We start from the raw sequence: 20,361 nt of genomic DNA, 5'->3' as shown, positions 1-20,361 counted from the left end.
GATTATGGCAACGACAATAGTACACCCAAAAACATCATGGGATACGTTACACAATAACGGTCCTTTCCCTTTAAAGAAGTTATATGTTACCGAATTGGCTGGAGATGGTAATATTCCTGTTAAAATAGATAGGTATAATGATGCCGCTATAGAAATACAACGCTTATTACAAGAGGCAGCCAATAATGGAGAAGGTTTTAGAGCCTATGGTTCGCGATGGTCTATGAATAATATAGCCCATCATAAAGATAGCATGCATTTTAATGGGTTTATGAATATTCATTTACCTATTGCAGAGACCGATTGCCATGCTAATACAACTTTTGAAGCTTCAAATTTATTTTTATTTGAATGTGGCAATACTATTAAAGAAGTGTCTAAACAATTATCATCTCATGGAAAATCGCTTAAAACGACAGGAGCGAGCAACGGACAAACCATTGCAGGTTGTATATCTACTGGTGTTCATGGTTCTGCACTAGATGTTGGATCTGTTCAAGATTATGTAGTAGGTTTAAATATAATAACTGGACCAAACCCAGAAGACAATGTCTATTTAGAACGCCATACACAGCCGGCTTTAAATAATGCTTTTGTAGCAAGGTTAAATGCAAGAGTAATTCGTAACGATAAGTTATTTAATGCAGCATTAGTTAGTTTAGGATCTTATGGGTTTATTCATGGTGTGGTTATAGAAGTAGAACCCCGTTTTTTACTAAAACGTTATGTAAAAAAAATAGATAAACATGTTGCCTTAAAGTTGGCAAAAACTATGGATTTTAAAAATTCTACCTTTAAAATTCCAGGTGAGATTGATGCACAAGGTAATCCTAATAGACCTTACCATTATAAAATATTTGTAAACCAGTATAATGACGATTCGGAATATGTTGTAGAATTAATGTATAAGAAACCTTACGTTGTACCATACGAAGACCCATTTCCAATAATTAAAGAGTCCTTATACAGAGATTTAATTTATTTGTTTGTAAAAATTGCAGAGCAGTTTCCTAAACGAATTCCGTGGTTGGTTAGGCGTTTACGAAAAACAATATTACCAACCGTTAATGAAGAATTAATAGGAACAATACCAGAGATTTTTTGGGATGCACCATACCAAGGTCCTGCTTTTGCTTGTGCTTTTGGTATAGATCATACCGATGCACCAAAAGCAATGAAAGTACTAGGTGATTTAACGGTAGATGAAGGCCCAATACCTGGTATTTTCGCCATGCGATTTGTAAAACAATCTAAAGCCACTTTAGCATTTACAAAATTTCCTATAACCTGTATGATAGAAATAGATGGTGTACTTTGGAAAAAAACGAGACGCATTATGAGTATTACAGAATTTTCTAAGCGTATGATTGAAGTTTTAAAGCAACATAATATATCATTTACAATACATTGGGGAAAAACAAGCGATTGGACATTTCCAAATTTAATAAATGAAATGTACGATGATGCCTCTATTAAAGAATGGAAGAACTTTCGTAATGGCTTATTGTCTCCAGAAATGGCAAAGGTGTTTTCTAACGATTTTTTAGAAACCATTGGCTTACACACAAAAGATATTGATAATACAGATGATTGGATTGTGTCTCTGTAATATATACTCTTACGCTTAGAGATATAAAAACCTTATTGTTTAATTATGTCATTAGGTTTTTATATTTTTAAAAAGACTTAAATATGCTTTAATCAATGAACCAAAACAATACAGGAGTTACTATGGCAATTAGTAATTCGCCATTAGACTACGATATGGCTTTAGTTTCTGTTAATACACAAGGAACTTTAGGCTCATTAAATACTCAAGTATTAAATGCGTATAACTATTCTAAAATAAAAGAACTAAGTAGTGTTTCTTTAAGTAAGGATATCATTTACTAGAACACAAAGGACTAAAACCAATACTATTTGTTGTTACTGTAGGCCAAAACAACACTAAAAACAGTTTAACTAACAACCTTATAAACGCTCTAGAGAATAGCACAAGTGTATTAGAAGGTAAACGTGTCTGGGTACCATTAATGGGTACTGGAGCTGGCGGTTTAAGTTTTAAAGAAAGTTATGAGATTACTGTAAACATATTACGTAAGTTTTCGTTTAACACCAATTTTGTTATCTCATTTCCTGAAAATAAGGAAGGAATTGCGTTTTATAATTCGTTAAGAGAACAAAATTATAATGACATATTTGGTAGTACAATTGATGATGGTTTAACTACAAAAGGAAGTTTTTTTGACAAAGAACCTACAAAGCCAGTAACGAAACAAACTACAAATAAGAAATTACCAACAGAACCGCCTAAACAAAAGAAACCAGAACGTTTAGAACCCGTTTTAAAAGAACTTTTACAGCGCAATTACTATTTAGCAGAATTTAACGATTTAAAAGAACAGAATATTAATAATTACCTGTTCTCTGGACTTTGGGAAAATAAAACCCATGATAAAGCAATAGAAAGGATAGTAAATACTGTAAAAATAGGAGATGTTTTGCTGTTACTTTATGGTACAGAAGAAGAAAACGCCAAAGTATTACAGATTTATGGAGTAGGTGTTGTAAAAGAAAATGAAAAAAATGGTAAGACGTTAAAAATAGTTTGGCATAAGTTTGATGCTAGATATTTAATAGATAGCGCTATAGAATTTGAACATTTTACCAGAATCTTGCCTAAGGACATTAAAAATATTCTGAAGAAATATTTGAAAATTATACCCAACTTTCAAGAAAAACTAAAGCAAGTAGATGCCGCTACATATCAAGCGCCAGAAAACAAATTAAAAGCAGAACAACCTAAAAAAACAACTAACATAACCACAATCGCAGGTTTAGTAAGCGATGTAGATTCTGGAGAGGATTATCTAGAAATAGATCAAGATGTTAACGCTTTTGCACGTGTAATTTCTGCTAAAAGTTTTATCCCACCATTGGCAATAGCATTATTAGGTAAATGGGGCTCTGGGAAAAGTTTCTTTATGCGAAAGTTAAAAGAACGTATACAAAGTTACTCTAACAACACAGAACAAGAAGTGTACTGTACAGGTATAGCACATGTGCATTTTAATGCATGGTCTTATGTAGATTCTAATTTATGGGCAGGAATTATCACCAAAATATTTGAAGGCTTACAAGAATACATTAGTAACCAAAGTAAAGCAGAAGCACAGAAAAAAGAAATAGAAAAAATACTTTTAGAACAACTAAGTTCTAGTAAACAACATTTTCAAGAATTAGAACAAAGAAAAACAGATATAAATAAGAAAATACAACGCTTAAAGGATAAAAAAATAGCTTCAGAAAATTTATTAGAGGCAAAAATAGAAGACATTAAAAAGAAATCAATTAAAAACCTATTTAAACAAATAGATCACAAATTTAATGTTAAGCAAAAAGTACAAGAGGCGCTCCAAGCCAACGATTCATTCAATCAATCTACAGAAGAATTTAGTAAAATAATACCCGAAAAATATTGGCAAAGCCCAGAAGAACTCTATACCAAATCTAAAACAACATTAACCTTTATAAAAACCTTTTTTGGGAAGTCGGTTTGGAAAAATAATTTGTTATGGTTAGCTGTAATTTTAATAATAGTAATAGGTGTTCCTATTTTTATGTTATTTACAGAATATAAAATTAGTGAGATTGACTTTGAAAAGATTTTTAGGTATAAGTATTGGGTTACCATATCTTTAATAGGCACGGCACTACTAAGAGCCTATAAAACAGCTAGGCACTTACACCCATTAATTGCATCGTTTTGGAAGCTAAAAGAAGCCTATGTGCTAGAAAAAGAAAATGCACTCTTTAAATTTAAGCAAGAAGAAAAAGCAATAACATTACAAATAGAAAATTATAAGCAAAACATACAACAACTTAATATTAAAATAGGGGAGGCCGAAGTACAGAAAAAAGATATAGAATACCGTTTAGATAATACACATACAACCGAAGCCTTATTTAAGTTTATAGAAAACCGCTCTACTAGCGACGATTATAAAAAGCATTTAGGCATAGTCTCTGTAATACGAAAAGACTTTGAAATTTTAAGCGATTTATTTACCGATCATAATACCGAGTTAAACGAAGTAAAAGCTAAAGAAACATACCAAACCTTTAGAAGTAAGTTTGAAAGGCCTCTAGAGCGCATTATCTTATATATAGATGATCTAGATCGTTGTACAGACGATCGTGTTATACAAGTGCTAGAAGCTGTAAACCTACTAATGGCTTATCCATTATTTGTAGTTGTAGTAGGTGTAGACCCGCGTTGGGTAAAAAATGCCTTAATTAAAAAGCACGAATTACAGTTTGGAGGCCATGGGGAAAGAGCAAAGCTAATAGAACGTATAGAACCCTCAGGATATTTAGAGAAAATATTTCAAATTCCATTCCATCTACAAGAAGCCACAGACGAGAATGTAAAATATATGCTTAAAACATTAGCAGAATCTAACCCAAGTTTAAAAATTGCTACAAAAGAAGGGCAAGAAAAAAATGGAGGAGATGTAAAAGAATCAAATTCAGAATCCTTAGCAAATACAGGAGACGTATTAAAAGACGTAAAGGCAGAGCATAGCAGTAATAAAGAAGTGAATATTGATGATGTAAGACCTCTAGAAACAAATGAAGAAGTTATAGCCTCACTAAAATTTGTAACTAAGGAAATAAAATTAATACAAGAATTTTCTAAAATACTAGGTGCAAACCCAAGAACTCTAAAACGATTTGTAAATATTTTTAGAATAATAAAAGCACATAAAGGATTTAACTATTCTGAAGAAGCTAAAGATGAAGAATTATTAGCCATTATCTTTTTAATAGCCTTACCTATAGGTAAATATAAATGCTTAGTTAAACCATTTGAAGCTTTTATAAACAGAGAAACAGATAGCAAAATTGATGGTAAGACATTACAAGATTTTTTAAATAAAACTCTAGATAATAATGATGAAAAAGAAGCTCAAAATAAAATACAGAATATATTTAACATTAATGCTAATCAACTCTTAAAGACAGATAAGAAAGTATTTAAAAAATATAGCAAGTTTATAAAGCGTTTTACATTTAATGGCGTTTAAGTTCTATTTTTAATAAAAATAAGTTGTAGTAGTATAAAAAAGAAAACTTCTCTATAAAAAAGAGAAGTTTTCATGAATTCAATATTAAATAATGGGAGCTATTAAAGCTATTCAATATTGAAAGTAGATTTTAAAAATTGTTCTAAACCAGTATCTATAGCATCGCTATGGTTAGCTCCAGCAATAATATTTACAGAAGCACCCTTACCATTTAAAAACTGAATTTCTTCAGTTGTTAATTTACCAACTTGTTCATCTCTATCACCCGCAACATAGGTTATTTTAGAGAGATCGCTAATATTAGCAAATTCGGTAATATATCTATTGTTACCCAAGCCAGCAGCTAAGCGACTCATATTTCGGTCTTCAACGTCATCTAAATTTTGTAGTTGAAAACTAGCATTTCCATTAGCATCGTAAGTATAACCTCCACCTTGACCTTGGCTAAAACCAGTCCAAAAAGCATCTTCTATGTTAAGTCTACCTACCATAATTAAGTAACCATCTGCAACACCAATGCCATGCTCTGCAATAAGCTCTTGAGTCATGAAAGCTCCAAAGGAAATTCCTAAAACATAAACTCTTTTATTGGGCAAATTTTTAAAAAAAGAAACTACTTTATTTAAGTTTACAATACTTTCAGCATCAAAAGCCTTAGCTTGTTCAAAAGTAATGTCAGATTGAGAAAATTGCTGTGGCATTAATGTTTGCGCTTGATGCACGTTTACATATAATACATTTTGAGTGTTAGTAGAAGTCCTTATTTCATTAATAATATCATCTTCTAGAGTCGTTACTGGGCCTCCTTGAGTATTTACAATTACAATATTACTTTCTGCATTACCGTGAAAAGTAGCAATATCTTCAATTTCTGCAAACTGCTGAGGTTCAATAATAACTGTACCTGTATTATCATCATCATTATTGCAACTATAAAAGGTTGTAATAGTTAGTGCTAGTAAGACTATAAATTTTAACTTTTTCATGAGCTTAATGTTCTTTTTAGTTTATTTTCCTTTTAAAAATGTAACGTGTAATGAATATACCTTTTCCATCTTTGCTTCCTGCATCGCTTTCAACTGCACTAGTAACAAATGCTAAATCCCAACCCTCTGCTAACATCGTTGTTAGTTTTGATGAAATTACAGCATCATTAGCAGCAATATTTTGAAATCTGATACCGCCAAGGTTATAAAAGTTTAAAAGTTTTGTTTCTTCAAAATCTTTAACTCTAATATCCTTTCTTTTAGACTTGTTTCTAGAATTATCTTCTTCAGTTTGGGTAGAAGTAAATTGTTTGTAATCTCTTTCGGCATTGGCAGATATTATACGGGAACGCCCTAAACCATTTGGTACAATAGACTCTACACTTGTAATAACTTTTACTTCAAACTGTTTAGTATTTGTAGTGTCTTGCGCATGGATTGTAAATAATGTTGCGATGGCAAATAAGCCTGCTAAAATTGTTTTTTTCATTGTTTTCGTTTTTTAATTATTAAAATTATACAATGCATTCTTGTAAGAAAGCATTGTGTTATAAGCAGTTGAATTTAGTTTCTGTATTTTTCCTTTTTTCTGAATACCATATTTATTCTGTACTTAGCATTACTTCCAAATACTTCTACATCATCTCCACCACCAACACCTAAAGTGCCTGCATTTGCGTTATATGCATCTACATATTCGTAGCCTAGTTGAGAAATAGCATTTAAAAGATCTGTTTGGTTTCTAATACGAAGTTTTTTTCTGTTTTGAAGTAACTCTTCAAGTTCTTCTAGCTTATCTTGATAAACAGATTTTTTGGAATCGATAGAGATGTCTATACCTCCTAAGAGTTTTGTGTTTTCTGAGGTAACAACTATATATTCCGGTAATTCGTTAATATTTACAGTGCTACTTTCTACAACCTTTAGTTCTTGGGCAATACCACCAAAAGTTGCTACTATTATAAATATGCTTGCTAAAATTGTTTTTTTCATTGCTTAATAATTATTTTATTATAAATTTTGTTGCTACTTTTTCTTTAATTTCATCATTTTTCATCCAGTACATATCTCCAGCTGGAGCAGCAGATAATGTTCTGAAATAAAAGTCTGGCCCTAGTTTTTTTCCTAAACACATAGTAAAGTATTCTATTTGATATTGGTGTGCTGGGTGGTCTTTAGGTAACTCATCTGCCGATATGCCTTCACCTCCCCAAGAATGTATACCTAGCTGGGCTCCTTTAGTTACAATACGTTCGTTACCAGCGCAAAATAAATCTACTCCACCAGAAGATATTTTACTATTTACCAATACCATAGTATTAAGTCCTGCCTCTCTTATTAGTCTTCCTGTATGCATATTAACAGCATCGTTTATAGAACCAGGGACATTTTGTAGAACAAGGGTTTTTACTTCTGGATGATTAAGTGTTAAATTCTTTATTTGCGGATAGGTTACTGTCCCTAATGTGCCATTTAAAAAAGCTTTATTCTCTTTAACTTCTATAGTACTATTACCAGCACCAGTTATAGCTTCATTACTTTTAAAAGCAATAGTTTCTACAGTCGCGTCTTTAGCATATTTAAGCTGTCCTTTAAACGATATATCTAATGTATCTAAATCATTAACAGTAGCAGTAAGCGTTCCAGTTGCTAAAGGATTATTAAAAAGATTAGCAGAAGCTTTATCATTATCATCTAAAGCAATTATATCTGCATCTATTAAAATAGCCGAAGTTTCAACTGTTTTTTGTTTATCCGTTTTAGATTGTTCAGTATAAATAGGAAGCGCATTTGTATCTACAAATTGTAATAATGTTTGTGTTTTGGCACCCTTTTTAAACATTGTAATTAATATTATTTGCTCTCCATCTTCCTCTGGGAAGAAAAAGTTAATAGGGTAAGCCTCACCATCAATAACCATTTTTGTGTTATCAATTATTTCCATTTGCCTTTTAACTTCATTATCAATATTAGCTATAGAAATCCCTTCACTTTCATCAAAGTTTGCCCAACACTTATTTTTATACCAATAGCCTGCCTTCTTTTCACATACTTCTAAAGAATTTACTTTATATGTTTTTGTTAAATCGCCTATTTTGTTTTGAGCATTACAGTTAAAAAATAACAGGCTAACAACAGCATATACTATAGGTTTTAATCTCATAACGATTGCTTTTTATGTTTTTTTATTAATTGATGAATAGAGTATAAACTTGTAATTATTAGAGAAGGAAGTATTATTATTAAATCTATTCTTATAAAAGTATTAGGAGCTATAGTTAGCCATTTAGAAATAAACCATTCCCAGATAAAAAAACTAGCCCAAATTAGGATTAGAAATACAATAACGTATTTTGAGTTTTTCATAACATTCTGTTCATCATTCTTTTTGATGCAGCAAATATTTACGAAATGAAATTGTTAACCAATAAAAAGCAATTGGTATAAGTTCGAATTTCTGAAATCCAAACAATGTAAGTAGTTTTAATAGTAATTTATTGCAGTTTTCAGGAATCCGAACTCCCTAAAATAACTGTAATATGTAAAGAATTAAGCACTTTTGTATTTAGAAGGTGTAGTACCTGTTACTTTTTTAAAAGCAGCATAAAAAGTACTTTTACTTTGGAAGCCAACATTCATACCAATACCTTCTATACTTAAATTATTTGCCAAATCACTTTGTATAAGTGTTATAGCTTTTTCAATTCTATATTTATTAATGTAGCTATTAAAGTTTAATTGGTATATACTATTTAATGCTGTAGATATTTTTCTAGGATGTACATTTAATTCATCTGCAATATCTATAATGGTAAGTTCTGGTTTTGTATATATTTCATACTTATTTACATGCAAGTCTAGTTTTTCTAGTAATTGTTTTAGTTCTTGTTTAGGCTCTTGTACTTTTTCTTTAACTTCAATAGCCTCCTCAATTGTTTTATCTGTTTTCATATCAAATAAGGACGAGACATTATGTTGTAAAATACCGCGTAAAGAAACCCAGTATAATAAAATAACGTTTATACTAGAAAAGATTAAGTATGTAAGTTTAAACTCGAAAAATATAGTAATAAAAATACCAACAGTTAAGTATACAACCCCTGTAATAACAAATAACCTTGCCCATTTTAACTCTTTAAACTCAATAGCAGAAAATTGATTATTAACTTCTTTAATATGTTTATTAATCCATTTTACTGTAATATAAGCAACCCACATAGAATATAATATGCCAAATAGCTGTAACAAATTATACCACAAAGAATCAACTATTTCTAGTTTGGTAGTAGTAGGTAAACAAAAAATGATAAGGTCTATAATAAATACAATTATTCCTGGATATAACAAATGGTATTTAATTTTCTGATGCGAAAACACAGAAATCTTTTGAATGTATATAAAGAACAATGGAAAAGCTAACCAAGCATTTTTAAAAGGTAAGAGTAATAATCTAGGGTAGTATTTTGTTAACTCAATGTCTTCTATAATACTAGGTAATAAATCTAAAGAATAAACAATAACAAATAAACCTAGATAAACACTAGACTTGCTTTTTTTTAAACCAATAAATACTAATAATGACCCTAAAATAATTCCTTGTATAAAACCAAGAGTATCTACAAGAGAAACAGCATTGTAATTTAAATCCAAATTAATAATTTATTTTTTTACAAAATAAAGAAAATAAACCAAGCTGCCTTTAAAATACTTAGCATAAATTTTAAATAGGTCTTGGCATTAAAAAATGATCTAATTTTAATTAAAAAATATAAGCAGGGACTAGTAATAATGTGGTATTGTATTTTTATGTTGTAGTATCGTTAAAAAAACTATGACTTTTTTTCTTGTTTATGTCGTTTAACAAAATTAATTTTGCCCCTGTAATGGAAAAAAAGCATAGCTATTTTAATGTTCTAGTATCATTTTTACTAGTTATTGGATTTCAATTTTTTGGAAACCAATCCATGCTTTATGCAGCATCTTCCAGTTCTACAGTACTAGTTGACACTATAGAATCTAATGTTTCTTTAGAAATTCAAAAAGATCAAGTTGATAGTTCAATAAGTACAACACAACAGTTACTTGTTGAAATAGAAGAAGAAGTCTTAGAGGAAAGAAAAGGTGTAAAGATACGTACACACAATGCTGTGTTCCATACATTTTATACAGCTTTTCTAGAGCTTTTATTCTGCATTTATAATAAAGAAATGCATTCTTTTGAGGCAAGTAAACTAGTCTCATCTATTCCCTTATACTTACAACACGAAGTTTTCAGGTTATGATTGTATTACTAAGATGGGGTAACCTGCCTTAGTTAAATTTTTACTTTTTAATTGTTCACTTAAACAATAATATGTCTTTTGTGTACAATATTCATTTTACAATTATAATATATTCACAATACAACCCTAATGAAAACATTCATTTTGTTTTTGGTTGCTAGTATAACATTAACTAGTTGCAACCATCATAAAAAAGAACACAAAGAAACCATAAAACATATAGTAACAAGTCCTGTAAAAATGGACACATTAATAACAAAAGATTATGTATGCCAAATCCATTCTATTAAACATATAGAATTAAGAGCTTTAGAAAAAGGCTACCTCCAAAACATCTCGGTAGATGAAGGACAATTTGTTAAAAAAGGACAATCAATGTTTAAAATTATGCCTAATGTTTATGAAGCCGAATTAAAGAAGGCAGAAGCCGAAGCAGATGTAGCCAATATTGAGTATAAAAACACCAAATTATTAGCAGATAGTAATGTTGTTTCCCCTAATGAATTAGCAATGTCTAAAGCCAAATACAATAAAGCAAATGCAGAAGTAGCTATGGCAAAAACACATTTAGGGTTTACCAATGTTAAAGCGCCATTTGATGGTATAATGGATCATTTACACGTTAGAGAAGGTAGTTTATTAGATGAAGGAGAGTTGCTAACAACATTGTCTGATAATAGTAAAATGTGGGTATATTTTAATGTGCCAGAAGCCGAGTATTTAGATTATGTAATGAATGGTCAACAAGAGGATAATAAAGAAGTAAGTCTTTTAATGGCTAATAATAGAGAATTTAACCAAAAAGGAATTGTTGAAACAATTGAAGGAGAATTTAACAACGAAACAGGAAACATTGCTTTTAGAGCAACATTTCCAAACCCAGATAAAATACTAAGACACGGTGAAACAGGCAGTGTTTTAATGGAGGTGCCTTTAAAAGATGTGCTTATTATACCACAAAAAGCAACTTTTGAAGTATTAAACAAAAAATTTGTTTATGTATTAGACCAAAACAATAGCATACAACAAAGAGAAGTAGTTATAGGAGCAGAATTGCCACACCTTTTTATTATAGAAAAAGGACTTTCAGAAAATGACAAAGTATTGTTAGAAGGGTTAAGATTGGTAAAAGAAGGGGAGCAAATAGATTATGAATTTGTTAATCCTAAAAAAGCGATATCTAATCTAGAACTCTACGCAGAGTAGTCCACCCCTAAAAATCAAGACAAATGTTTAGTAATTTTATAAAAAGGCCAGTATTGGCCATAGTAATCTCTGTTATTATTATAATTACAGGGTTACTATCCATAAATAAACTACCAACCTCACAATTTCCACAAATTGCACCAACTACCGTAAATATTTTTATTGCATATCCAGGAGCGAGTGCAGATGTACTTGTAAAATCGACTTTAATTCCATTAGAAACGTCTATTAATGGAGTACAAGGTATGCGTTACATAGCTTCTGATGCAACTAGCGCTGGAGAAGGAACATTAAGAATTATTTTTGAACCAGGAACAGACCCAAACCAAGCAGTAGTAAGAGTAAAGACTCGTGTAGATCAAGTCATGCCATTATTACCGCCTTTGGTTCAACGAGAAGGTGTAATTATTACGCCAGTACAACCAAGTATGTTAATGTATGTAAACCTGTATAGTGATGATGCTAAACAGAACGATGAGAAATTTCTATACAATTATGCATACACGAAAATTGTACCAGAAATACAGCGAATTAATGGTATTGCAAGTGCTAAAATTCTAGGAAGTCGTAAATACGCCATGCGAGTTTGGTTAAAACCAGATAGAATGCGTGCCTATAATATTTCTGCAGAAGAAGTGTTAGAAGCTATGGATGAGCAAAGCCTTATTGCTCGTCCAGGTAGATTAGGAAGAAGTTCTGGAAAAGAAGCACAATCTTTAGAGTATGTATTAACCTACGAAGGGAGATTTAATGAAGCAGACCAGTACAAGAATATAGTTATAAAAGCCAATGAAGAAGGCGAAATTTTAAAATTAGGAGATATTGCAGATGTAGAATTAGGAAGCGAGTTTTTCGATATCTATTCTAACCTAGATGGCAAGCCATCTGCATCCATTGTATTAAAACAAACCTTTGGTAGTAATGCAAGTGATGTTATAGACAATGTAAAAGACAAACTAAAAGAATTGGAAGCCTATCTTCCTCCAGGAGTAGATTATAAAATAAGCTATGATGTATCTAATTTTTTAGATGCTTCTATAGAGCAGGTAATGCATACTTTACGAGATGCTTTTATTTTAGTGGCTATTGTAGTCTTTTTGTTCCTAGGCGATTGGAGGTCTACTTTAATTCCAATTATAGCAGTTCCAGTATCATTAATAGGTGCATTTTTTGTTATGCAATTATTTGGTTTATCTATAAACCTTATCACCCTGTTTGCACTTGTACTTGCTATAGGTATTGTAGTAGATGATGCTATTGTAGTTGTAGAAGCAGTACATGCAAAAATGGAAGAAGAGCATTTAAAACCATACGAAGCAGTAAAAAGTGTTATTAGCGAGATAGGTGGTGCCATTATAGCCATTACTTTGGTTATGGTAGCTGTTTTTATTCCAATTTCTTTTATGACTGGGCCTGTAGGTGTGTTTTACAGACAATTCTCTATTACAATGGCAGGTTCTATTATCATTTCGGCAGTTGTAGCATTAACACTTACCCCTGTGTTATGTGCAATGATATTAAAGAATAATCATGGTAAAGCAAGAAAAAAATCTCCAATAAACCGCTTTATTGATTGGTTTAATACAAGATTTGATAAGTTAACAGGAAGGTATGTTAATATCCTAAAATTAATAGTAAACCGAAGAATATTAACCTTTGGAATTTTAATTGCATTTTGTGTAGGAATATTTGTTACAAATAAGGTTTTGCCTGCTGGATTTATACCTAATGAAGACCAAGGAACAATATATGCTATAATACAAACACCACCAGGAGCTACCTTAGAGCGAACCAATGAAGTTTCTAGAAAATTACAGAAGCTATGTGAAGAAATGGACGATATAGCATCTGTATCTTCGTTAGCAGGATATGAAATAATGACCGAAGGTCGAGGCTCTAACGCAGGAACCTGTTTAATAAACCTAAAACCATGGTCAGAAAGAGAACACTCTGTACATGAAATTATGGAAACGTTAGAAGCGTCTAGTAAAGATTTAGGAGCAGTAATTGAGTATTTTGAACCGCCTGCTGTACCTGGTTTTGGATCTTCTGGTGGCTTCTCAATGCGACTATTAGATAAAACAGATAATACAGATTACCATGAGTTCGAGACCATAAATAATAACTTTATGGATGCGCTTAGAACACGTAAAGAACTTACAGGCTTATTTACTTTTTTTGCAGCTAATTATCCACAATACGAATTAGTTATAAATAATAAAGCAGCAATGCAAAAAGGCGTCTCTGTTGGAGCTGCTGTAGAGAATCTTAATATTTTAATTGGTAGTACATACGAACAAGGATTTATTAAGTATGGCCGTTTCTTTAAAGTGTATACCCAAGCAGCTCCAGAGTATCGTAGACTACCATCAGATTTAGAGAAACTTTATGTAAAAAATGAAACAGGAGATATGGTGCCATATTCTGCCTTTATGACCTTAAAGAAAAAATTGGGACCTAACGAGATAACACGATACAATTTATATAATTCTGCGGCTATAAGAGGCTTACCAGCTAAAGGTTATACAAGTGGAGATGCTATTGCAGCAATAAAGGAAGTTGCAAAAGAAACCCTTCCTAGAGGGTACGATATTGCGTGGGAAGGCCTGTCGTACGATGAAGCAGGTAGAGGAAACGAATCCTTTTACATTTTTGCGGTGGTACTTGTATTTGTATACCTTGTACTAGCTGCACAATATGAAAGTTTCTTGTTACCCTTAGCCGTTATCTTATCCTTACCAGTTGGAATTTTTGGTTCGTTTTTATTGTTAAAAGTTATGGGATTAGCCAACGATGTCTATGCTCAAATTGGATTAATTATGTTGGTTGGACTTCTTGGCAAAAATGCCGTACTTATTGTAGAATTTGCTGTACAAAGGCGAAGGGAAGGCATCGGTATTTTAAAAGCAGCAATAGAAGGAGCAAAGATGCGTTTTCGTCCAATTTTAATGACTTCGTTTGCTTTTATTGCAGGCTTAATACCTCTTGTAATAGCTACAGGAGCTGGAGCTATTGGAAATAGAACCATTGGAGGCTCTGCAATGGGCGGAATGCTTATAGGGACAATAATTGGCGTATTGGTTATTCCTGGATTATACTACATTTTCGCAAAAATGGCAGATGGCAAAGGGCTAATTAAAAACGAAGCAGATGAACCCATCTCAGAAGAATTTATAAGAGCTTCCGAAGAGAAAAATACAATTAAAACACAATTGAGAGAGTTAAGAAAACGCATATCAAAATTAACCTCAAGTAATAAAAATAACAAAAAATGAAGATAACGATGAAATTTAAATCTATAGCAATACTTCTCCTTTTGTTAACTGTAGGAATTCAATCGTGTGTACCAGCAAGGCAGGTTAGGGCGGTTAATAAAAAACTACCACAGGAATATAATAATGCTGTAAAAGACACCTTTAATAGTGCCTCTATAGCTTGGAGAGCATTTTTTGCAGAGCCAGAATTAAATGCATTAATAGATTCTGCATTAGTAAATAACCAAGAATTAAATATTTTATTGCAAAAGGTAGCAATAGCTAATAATGAAATAAAAGCAAGAAAAGGAGAGTACCTTCCTTTTGTAAATTATAGAGCAGGTGCCGAGGTTGATAAAGTAGGGAAGTATACCAGAAACGGAGCAATAGAAACTAATCTTCCTGTAAAGGATAACAAAATGTTTCCAGAACCCTTTACCAATTATTCTGCGGGTTTAGTAGCAACTTGGGAGCTTGATGTTTGGAAAAAGCTTCGCAACTCTAAAAAAGCGGCTGTTATGGAATACCTTTCTACGGTAGAAGGGAAGCACTTTATGGAAACCAATTTAATTGCAGAAATAGCTAATGCTTATTACGAACTTGTTGCGTTAGATAATCAATTAGTAATTATCAATCAAAATTTAGAAATACAACAGAAAGCATTAAAAATTGTTAAACTCCAAAAGGAAGCAGCTAGAACTACAGAATTAGCAGTAAAACGTTTTGAAGCTGAGGTATTAAAAAATCAAAGTGAAAAATACGACATTAAGCAACAGATTATTGAGGTTGAAAACCAGATTAATTTTTTAATAGGAAAACAACCAGCTACAGTTGTAAGGCATTCTACTAATTTTTTAGAAAGGTCTATAGATACAGTAATGACAGGGATACCATCTCAATTATTAGGGAATCGCCCAGATATTCGTAAAGCAGAATACGAGCTAGCTGCTGCCAAACTAGATGTTAAAGTTGCCAGGGCTAAATTTTATCCCTCATTTGGCTTAAAAGCTGGTATAGGATTAGAAGCATTTAAACCAAAATATTTAGTATCTGGAGCAGAATCTTTATTATATAATTTAGGCGGAGACATTGTAGGACCTTTAATTAATAGAAATGCAATTAAAGCAGAATATAATACAGCTAATGCAAAACAACTTGCAACTGTTTACGAATATGAAAAAGCTATTTTAAATGGTTATATTGAAGTTGCTAATGAACTTTCTAATATTGAAAACCTTAAAAAAAGTTACGTGTTTAAAAGTAAAGAGGTTGAAGCTTTAACCAAATCTATAGAAATCTCAAATAAATTATACCAATCTGCCAGAGCAGATTATATGGAGGTATTATTAACGCAAAGAGATGCACTAGAATCTAAAATTAAGCTTGTAGATATTAAAAAAGAACAATTATTGGCTCGTATTAATGTGTATAGAGCCTTAGGTGGCGGTTGGAGATAAGCTTATAGCTAGACGTTAGTATATAATATAAAAAGGTTCATTTATACAAGTGAACCTTTTTATGTATAAAATACTGTAAGTGGTTTTTTCGTTATAAATCTGTACTTATAGCATTGTTATGCTTAATTCTACTATTATGTTTATTAGTAAAAAATAAAAAAAGCTTAGCTATATGGCTTTGATAAAATCTATTAAGTTTTGGTCTCTTGTTAATTTTAGTTTTTTACGGAGACTATGCCTGTAGTTATTAACACTTACTATTGCTATATTTAATTGAAGGCTTATTTGCTTAGAAGTGTGCCCCAAACGTATTAATGTTGCTATCCTTTTTTCTTTTTGAGTTAAGTTTGGGTATTGTTTTGTTAGTTGTTCATAGAACGAATCATTACCATCTTCTACATTTAAGTAAAGTTGAGATTTTTCTTTGTTTCTTTTTATGTCATTATTAATAGATATAATAAGATTTTTAATTGCATCGTTTTTATTATGGATATTGGTATCTATTATTTGTAATTTAATTTTTTCTAGCAAATCATTCTTCTCTGTTATGTGTATAGCAAAATCTGTAAGTTGTTTTTGCTTACTACTAACTTCAAAATTAAGTTTTTCTTGTTTTAATTCTTCTACTATTTTTTCAGCATGCCATCTTTCTTTATTAAGACGGTTAATTTTTTTATAACGAAATAAAGAAAAAATGGAGAAGAGAAGTATTGTAGTAAAAATTAATATAGTTAGAATATTATTTTTTGATTTTATTTGGTTTCTTTCTTCTAAAGAAGCTAGCATTCGTTTATGCTCAGCAATTTCATTTTCTACAAACCTATGCTCAAAAGAATGTTTTAATGATTCTATATTATAAATATTATTCCTGTTTTGAAATTCTTCTTTAAGAGCTATATGTTTTTTGTAAGCAATTAATTCTTCTTTATCTTTATGTAATAGATTATAGATTTTTGATTTTAACAAAAAAACATCTTTTAAATTATTGTCAGTTGGTAAATTAACTATTTGACTTATTAATTCTAAAGCTTTATTAGGTTGTTTGCTTTGATAATACAGATTAGCTTTCTCGAAAAGCACATCTATATATAAATCTTTACGAAATCCTTTTTTAGATATATCTTCTGCATATTCAAGTTGTTTTAAGGCGGTTTCATAATTTTTGTTTTCTATATCAATCTTTGCTAAATACAAGTGGGCTTCAATATCATTTCCTTCTCGTTTAGAAAAAGTTGAATTAATAACTGTCTGAAAAAGACTTTTTGCCTTAGTGTATTCCTTTTTATTGTAATGTAAAATTGCAGTATTATGTATTAACATTAGTTCACCATTTTTGTCGCCTAATGCTTTAGATTTTTCTTTAGCAATTTCCATATACTTAAAGGCATCATTATGATTGTTAATTTCACTGTATACACAGGCTATAGAACTGTAGGCATGCACCTCTTCTTTTAAATACTTAGTATTTTTTGTTAGTTTAATTATTTTGTCTAGATAGTTTAAGGCATTCTCATAGTTTTCTAATTCCAAATTGTAAAAGGCAATATTATTTAGGTTTCTTATTTTTAATGGAAAAATACTATCTGTTTTACTAAAACTATTTTCTGTTATTAAATTGTATTTTAAAGTTTTTAAAAAGTCACCCTTTTCGTAAAAATAAGTAGCTTTTTCATAGAAGGCATAACCTTCTAAGTAATTATCATTTAGTTGTTTTGCTATTTTTATTGCGTTGTTAAAATTTCTTATTGCTAAAGTATCTTGCCCAACTTTATTATTAATGTGTGCATATAATAAATTAACATTATACATGCCCTTTTTTAGTTTTAGCGAGTCGCTAATTATTTTAAGTTTTTCTGTATATACCTTTGTGCTATCTAAGTTTTTATCTTTAAAAAAATTAGCAAGCATAGTCAATGAAGAAACTTTTTCTGTAGGCGTTTTAGAGTTTGCTAAATTAGTATATAAGAGGCCAATGTCTTGGCTTTGAGAAATAGAGGTATTACAGTACAAACAAAAAAATAATAAGTATGTTACTTTTTGTAAACTCATAATAAAAACAACTTAGGTTTGTTGTAAAAATAACTATAAAAGAGCTATTTGTAATTTTAAATTTATAAAAACAACTAGTTATGTAAGTTTTTATGCAGTTTAGGTGAATTCTTCTAAGTTTAATATTGGCGTATTACAACAAATATAAGCTTACCTAAATACAATATTTAATATTTTTTATTCGGCATTAAAATACAATTTAATTTAATAATATGAGTTTTTTGTGATCTATAAGTGAGTTTTTAGTGAGTGTAACAGGTTGAAATAGTGATATATATCATGATTTCAGAAAGGCACTGAATTTAATTTTGAGATATAATTTTAAAACTCAAAATATTATGAAAAAAGTAATTTTAGTATTAGCAATTTTAGTATTAGTATTTGGATGTAGTAAAGAAGATCTATATGATTATCAAGAAGACATTACAAGTCAAACATTAGAAGATAACAGTAGTATGTTTGCCAGAACTTTTGGTCTTGGTAGCGGTGTGGTAACAGGTTATAATATGCGTTGGAGGAATACGCCAAGTATTACAAAAACAAATGTTGCAAGTTTAATGGATAGTTTAAAAACTGGAGTATTTAGGTATCCAGGGGGCACAGTTACCCATAAATGGAACTGGAAAAATGGATATATAACAGGTGGAGCAGCGGCAACAGATTTCGTTCATAAAATTGAGGATGTCAAAAGAGTTGTAGATACTACAAAGGCAAAAGTGTCTTTTGTTTTAGATGTTGTTAACAGTTCTCTTAAAGACCAAATAGAAATGATAAAAGCTGCAAAAGTACCCGTTAGTTACATTGAATTAGGAAATGAATTATATGCGCCAGATTATACAACAGAATTTCCTACAGGAAAAGCATATGCAGATACAATTAATTCATGGGTTCCAGAGTTACGAAAAGAATTTTCTGGTGTAAAAATTGGAGCAGTATTAATTGCTAGAACAACAAACAAAGATAGGTCTAAAACATGGAATAATGATGTAACAAAAAATATAACAAAGCCTGTAGATGCTCATATTTATCATGTTTATATAGCTAAAGACGAAAGTGTAGCAGATAGAATAACCAGATTGGCTAGTAAATTTGTTTCAGATAGTTCCGTAGAAACTTGGATCACAGAGTATGGCGATAAAGGACAGACGGTAAGTAAAACATTTGATTTGGCTAAAAAACTTACAGCCTCCCCTTATAATGCAAAATTAATGCTTAATCATTGTATTATAGCTGTAAGTGGGAACTTTACTAAAATAAAGAAAACAACTTCAAACGCTAATAAATATACCTTTACAGATGAAGGAATTGCTTTCTTAGACAAGTTCAATCCGTATGTGTCTGCTTTACCATACCAAGAAACATTTGAAGATTATTCGGGAACGTATAATTTAAAAAATACAGGTATTAGAACTTTTAAACATTCTAATCAAACATTACCAGCTAATAAACTAATAGCTTTTGAAGAAAATGCTGGTAAGTATACAAGTGTAAGCGATGTAACGGCTACTTCTAATAAAGGAATAACAATCTCTCATGATTTAGGATCATCAACAACTGAAACAAAAGTTTTAGATAATATATTGGTTTCTCCGCTAATAGTTGCAAAAGATAAAACGAGTTTAACATTACAAGTTGATGCAGCTTACAATTATGAAGATGAAAATAATGCCAAAGTAACTTATTATTGGTCAACCACTTATAAAGGAGAAAGTACATTCGATTCTAGTAAATGGACTGAGTTAGGAGACAATACAGTTTCAGGTATGGGAGATGATTATGCAGAAGAGGTTTTTAAACGAAATAGTTTTAATATTAATAATTCAGGAAATAACAATATATATATAGCTATTAGAGTAAACCAGACACTAAACTCTACTAATTATAGAACACAATGGCGTTTTGATAATATAAAAGTTTCTAGTAATTAAACTGTAATAAAAACTTTAGGTAATACAAACCATTGTTATTAATTAACTAGATAACGTTAAAGCAAAGCTTATAAGTATCAATTATATACTTGTAAGCTTTGATAAAAGAAA

14 protein-coding genes are annotated in these 20,361 nt (G+C 30.7%); 8 read left to right on the top strand and 6 right to left on the bottom strand.

The window, feature by feature from the left end; genetic code table 11:
- Positions 1-4: 4 nt before the first annotated feature.
- The 3 genes from ACVC08_RS18360 to ACVC08_RS18350 all read left to right on the top strand — a co-directional run bounded on the left by ACVC08_RS18360 (position 5) and on the right by ACVC08_RS18350 (position 5,087).
- Positions 5-1,609 (top strand): FAD-binding protein, encoded by a 1,605-nt coding sequence (locus tag ACVC08_RS18360; RefSeq protein WP_452603152.1) that lies wholly within the window; start codon positions 5-7, stop codon positions 1,607-1,609.
- A 95-nt stretch (positions 1,610-1,704) separates the two neighbouring features.
- Positions 1,705-1,893, top strand: a complete 189-nt coding sequence (locus ACVC08_RS18355) for a hypothetical protein (RefSeq protein WP_452603151.1) — start codon at positions 1,705-1,707, stop codon at positions 1,891-1,893.
- A 140-nt stretch (positions 1,894-2,033) separates the two neighbouring features.
- Positions 2,034-5,087: a P-loop NTPase fold protein gene (locus ACVC08_RS18350; protein WP_452603150.1), complete on the top strand. Its 3,054-nt coding sequence runs from the start codon at positions 2,034-2,036 to the stop codon at positions 5,085-5,087.
- Positions 5,088-5,194: 107 nt separating this feature from the next.
- Here ACVC08_RS18350 and ACVC08_RS18345 read toward each other — a convergent pair whose 3' ends face one another.
- From ACVC08_RS18345 to ACVC08_RS18325, 5 genes are all read right to left on the bottom strand, one after another.
- Positions 5,195-6,073 carry a hypothetical protein gene (locus ACVC08_RS18345; protein WP_452603149.1) on the bottom strand — a complete coding sequence of 293 codons (879 nt, stop codon included), beginning with the start codon at positions 6,071-6,073 and terminating at the stop codon, positions 5,195-5,197.
- Positions 6,074-6,089: 16 nt separating this feature from the next.
- Positions 6,090-6,563 (bottom strand): hypothetical protein, encoded by a 474-nt coding sequence (locus ACVC08_RS18340; protein WP_452597496.1) that lies wholly within the window; start codon positions 6,561-6,563, stop codon positions 6,090-6,092.
- 74 nt (positions 6,564-6,637) lie between these two features.
- Positions 6,638-7,066, bottom strand: coding sequence for a hypothetical protein (locus ACVC08_RS18335; protein WP_452597495.1), 429 nt, complete (start codon positions 7,064-7,066; stop codon positions 6,638-6,640).
- 10 nt (positions 7,067-7,076) lie between these two features.
- Positions 7,077-8,237: a hypothetical protein gene (locus ACVC08_RS18330; RefSeq protein ID WP_452603148.1), complete on the bottom strand. Its 1,161-nt coding sequence runs from the start codon at positions 8,235-8,237 to the stop codon at positions 7,077-7,079.
- Between the two features lie 386 nt (positions 8,238-8,623).
- Positions 8,624-9,724: a helix-turn-helix domain-containing protein gene (locus ACVC08_RS18325; RefSeq protein WP_452603147.1), complete on the bottom strand. Its 1,101-nt coding sequence runs from the start codon at positions 9,722-9,724 to the stop codon at positions 8,624-8,626.
- A 233-nt stretch (positions 9,725-9,957) separates the two neighbouring features.
- Here ACVC08_RS18325 and ACVC08_RS18320 point away from each other — a divergent pair, with 233 nt between their 5' ends.
- The 4 genes from ACVC08_RS18320 (at position 9,958) to ACVC08_RS18305 (ending at position 16,273) form a co-directional block, all read left to right on the top strand.
- On the top strand, positions 9,958-10,356 hold the full coding sequence (locus ACVC08_RS18320) for a hypothetical protein (protein WP_452603146.1): 399 nt from the start codon (positions 9,958-9,960) through the stop codon (positions 10,354-10,356).
- 129 nt (positions 10,357-10,485) lie between these two features.
- Positions 10,486-11,562, top strand: coding sequence for an efflux RND transporter periplasmic adaptor subunit (locus tag ACVC08_RS18315; RefSeq protein WP_452603145.1), 1,077 nt, complete (start codon positions 10,486-10,488; stop codon positions 11,560-11,562).
- A 23-nt stretch (positions 11,563-11,585) separates the two neighbouring features.
- Positions 11,586-14,837 carry an efflux RND transporter permease subunit gene (locus tag ACVC08_RS18310; RefSeq protein ID WP_452603144.1) on the top strand — a complete coding sequence of 1,084 codons (3,252 nt, stop codon included), beginning with the start codon at positions 11,586-11,588 and terminating at the stop codon, positions 14,835-14,837.
- A gap of 8 nt (positions 14,838-14,845) precedes the next feature.
- A complete protein-coding gene (locus tag ACVC08_RS18305; protein ID WP_452603143.1) occupies positions 14,846-16,273 on the top strand; it encodes a TolC family protein in 1,428 nt (475 codons plus the stop codon).
- A 168-nt stretch (positions 16,274-16,441) separates the two neighbouring features.
- On the opposite strand, the gene ACVC08_RS18300 is transcribed toward ACVC08_RS18305, so the two are convergent.
- Positions 16,442-18,322, bottom strand: a complete 1,881-nt coding sequence (locus ACVC08_RS18300) for a LuxR C-terminal-related transcriptional regulator (protein WP_452603142.1) — start codon at positions 18,320-18,322, stop codon at positions 16,442-16,444.
- 338 nt (positions 18,323-18,660) lie between these two features.
- Here ACVC08_RS18300 and ACVC08_RS18295 point away from each other — a divergent pair, with 338 nt between their 5' ends.
- On the top strand, positions 18,661-20,250 hold the full coding sequence (locus ACVC08_RS18295; RefSeq protein WP_452603141.1) for a hypothetical protein: 1,590 nt from the start codon (positions 18,661-18,663) through the stop codon (positions 20,248-20,250).
- The last annotated feature ends 111 nt before the right edge of the window (positions 20,251-20,361 follow it).

This window comes from Pontimicrobium sp. MEBiC06410 (assembly GCF_053601615.1).
The sequence above is the reverse complement of the archived record's forward strand: the minus strand, read 5'-3'. Positions and strand labels throughout refer to the sequence as shown.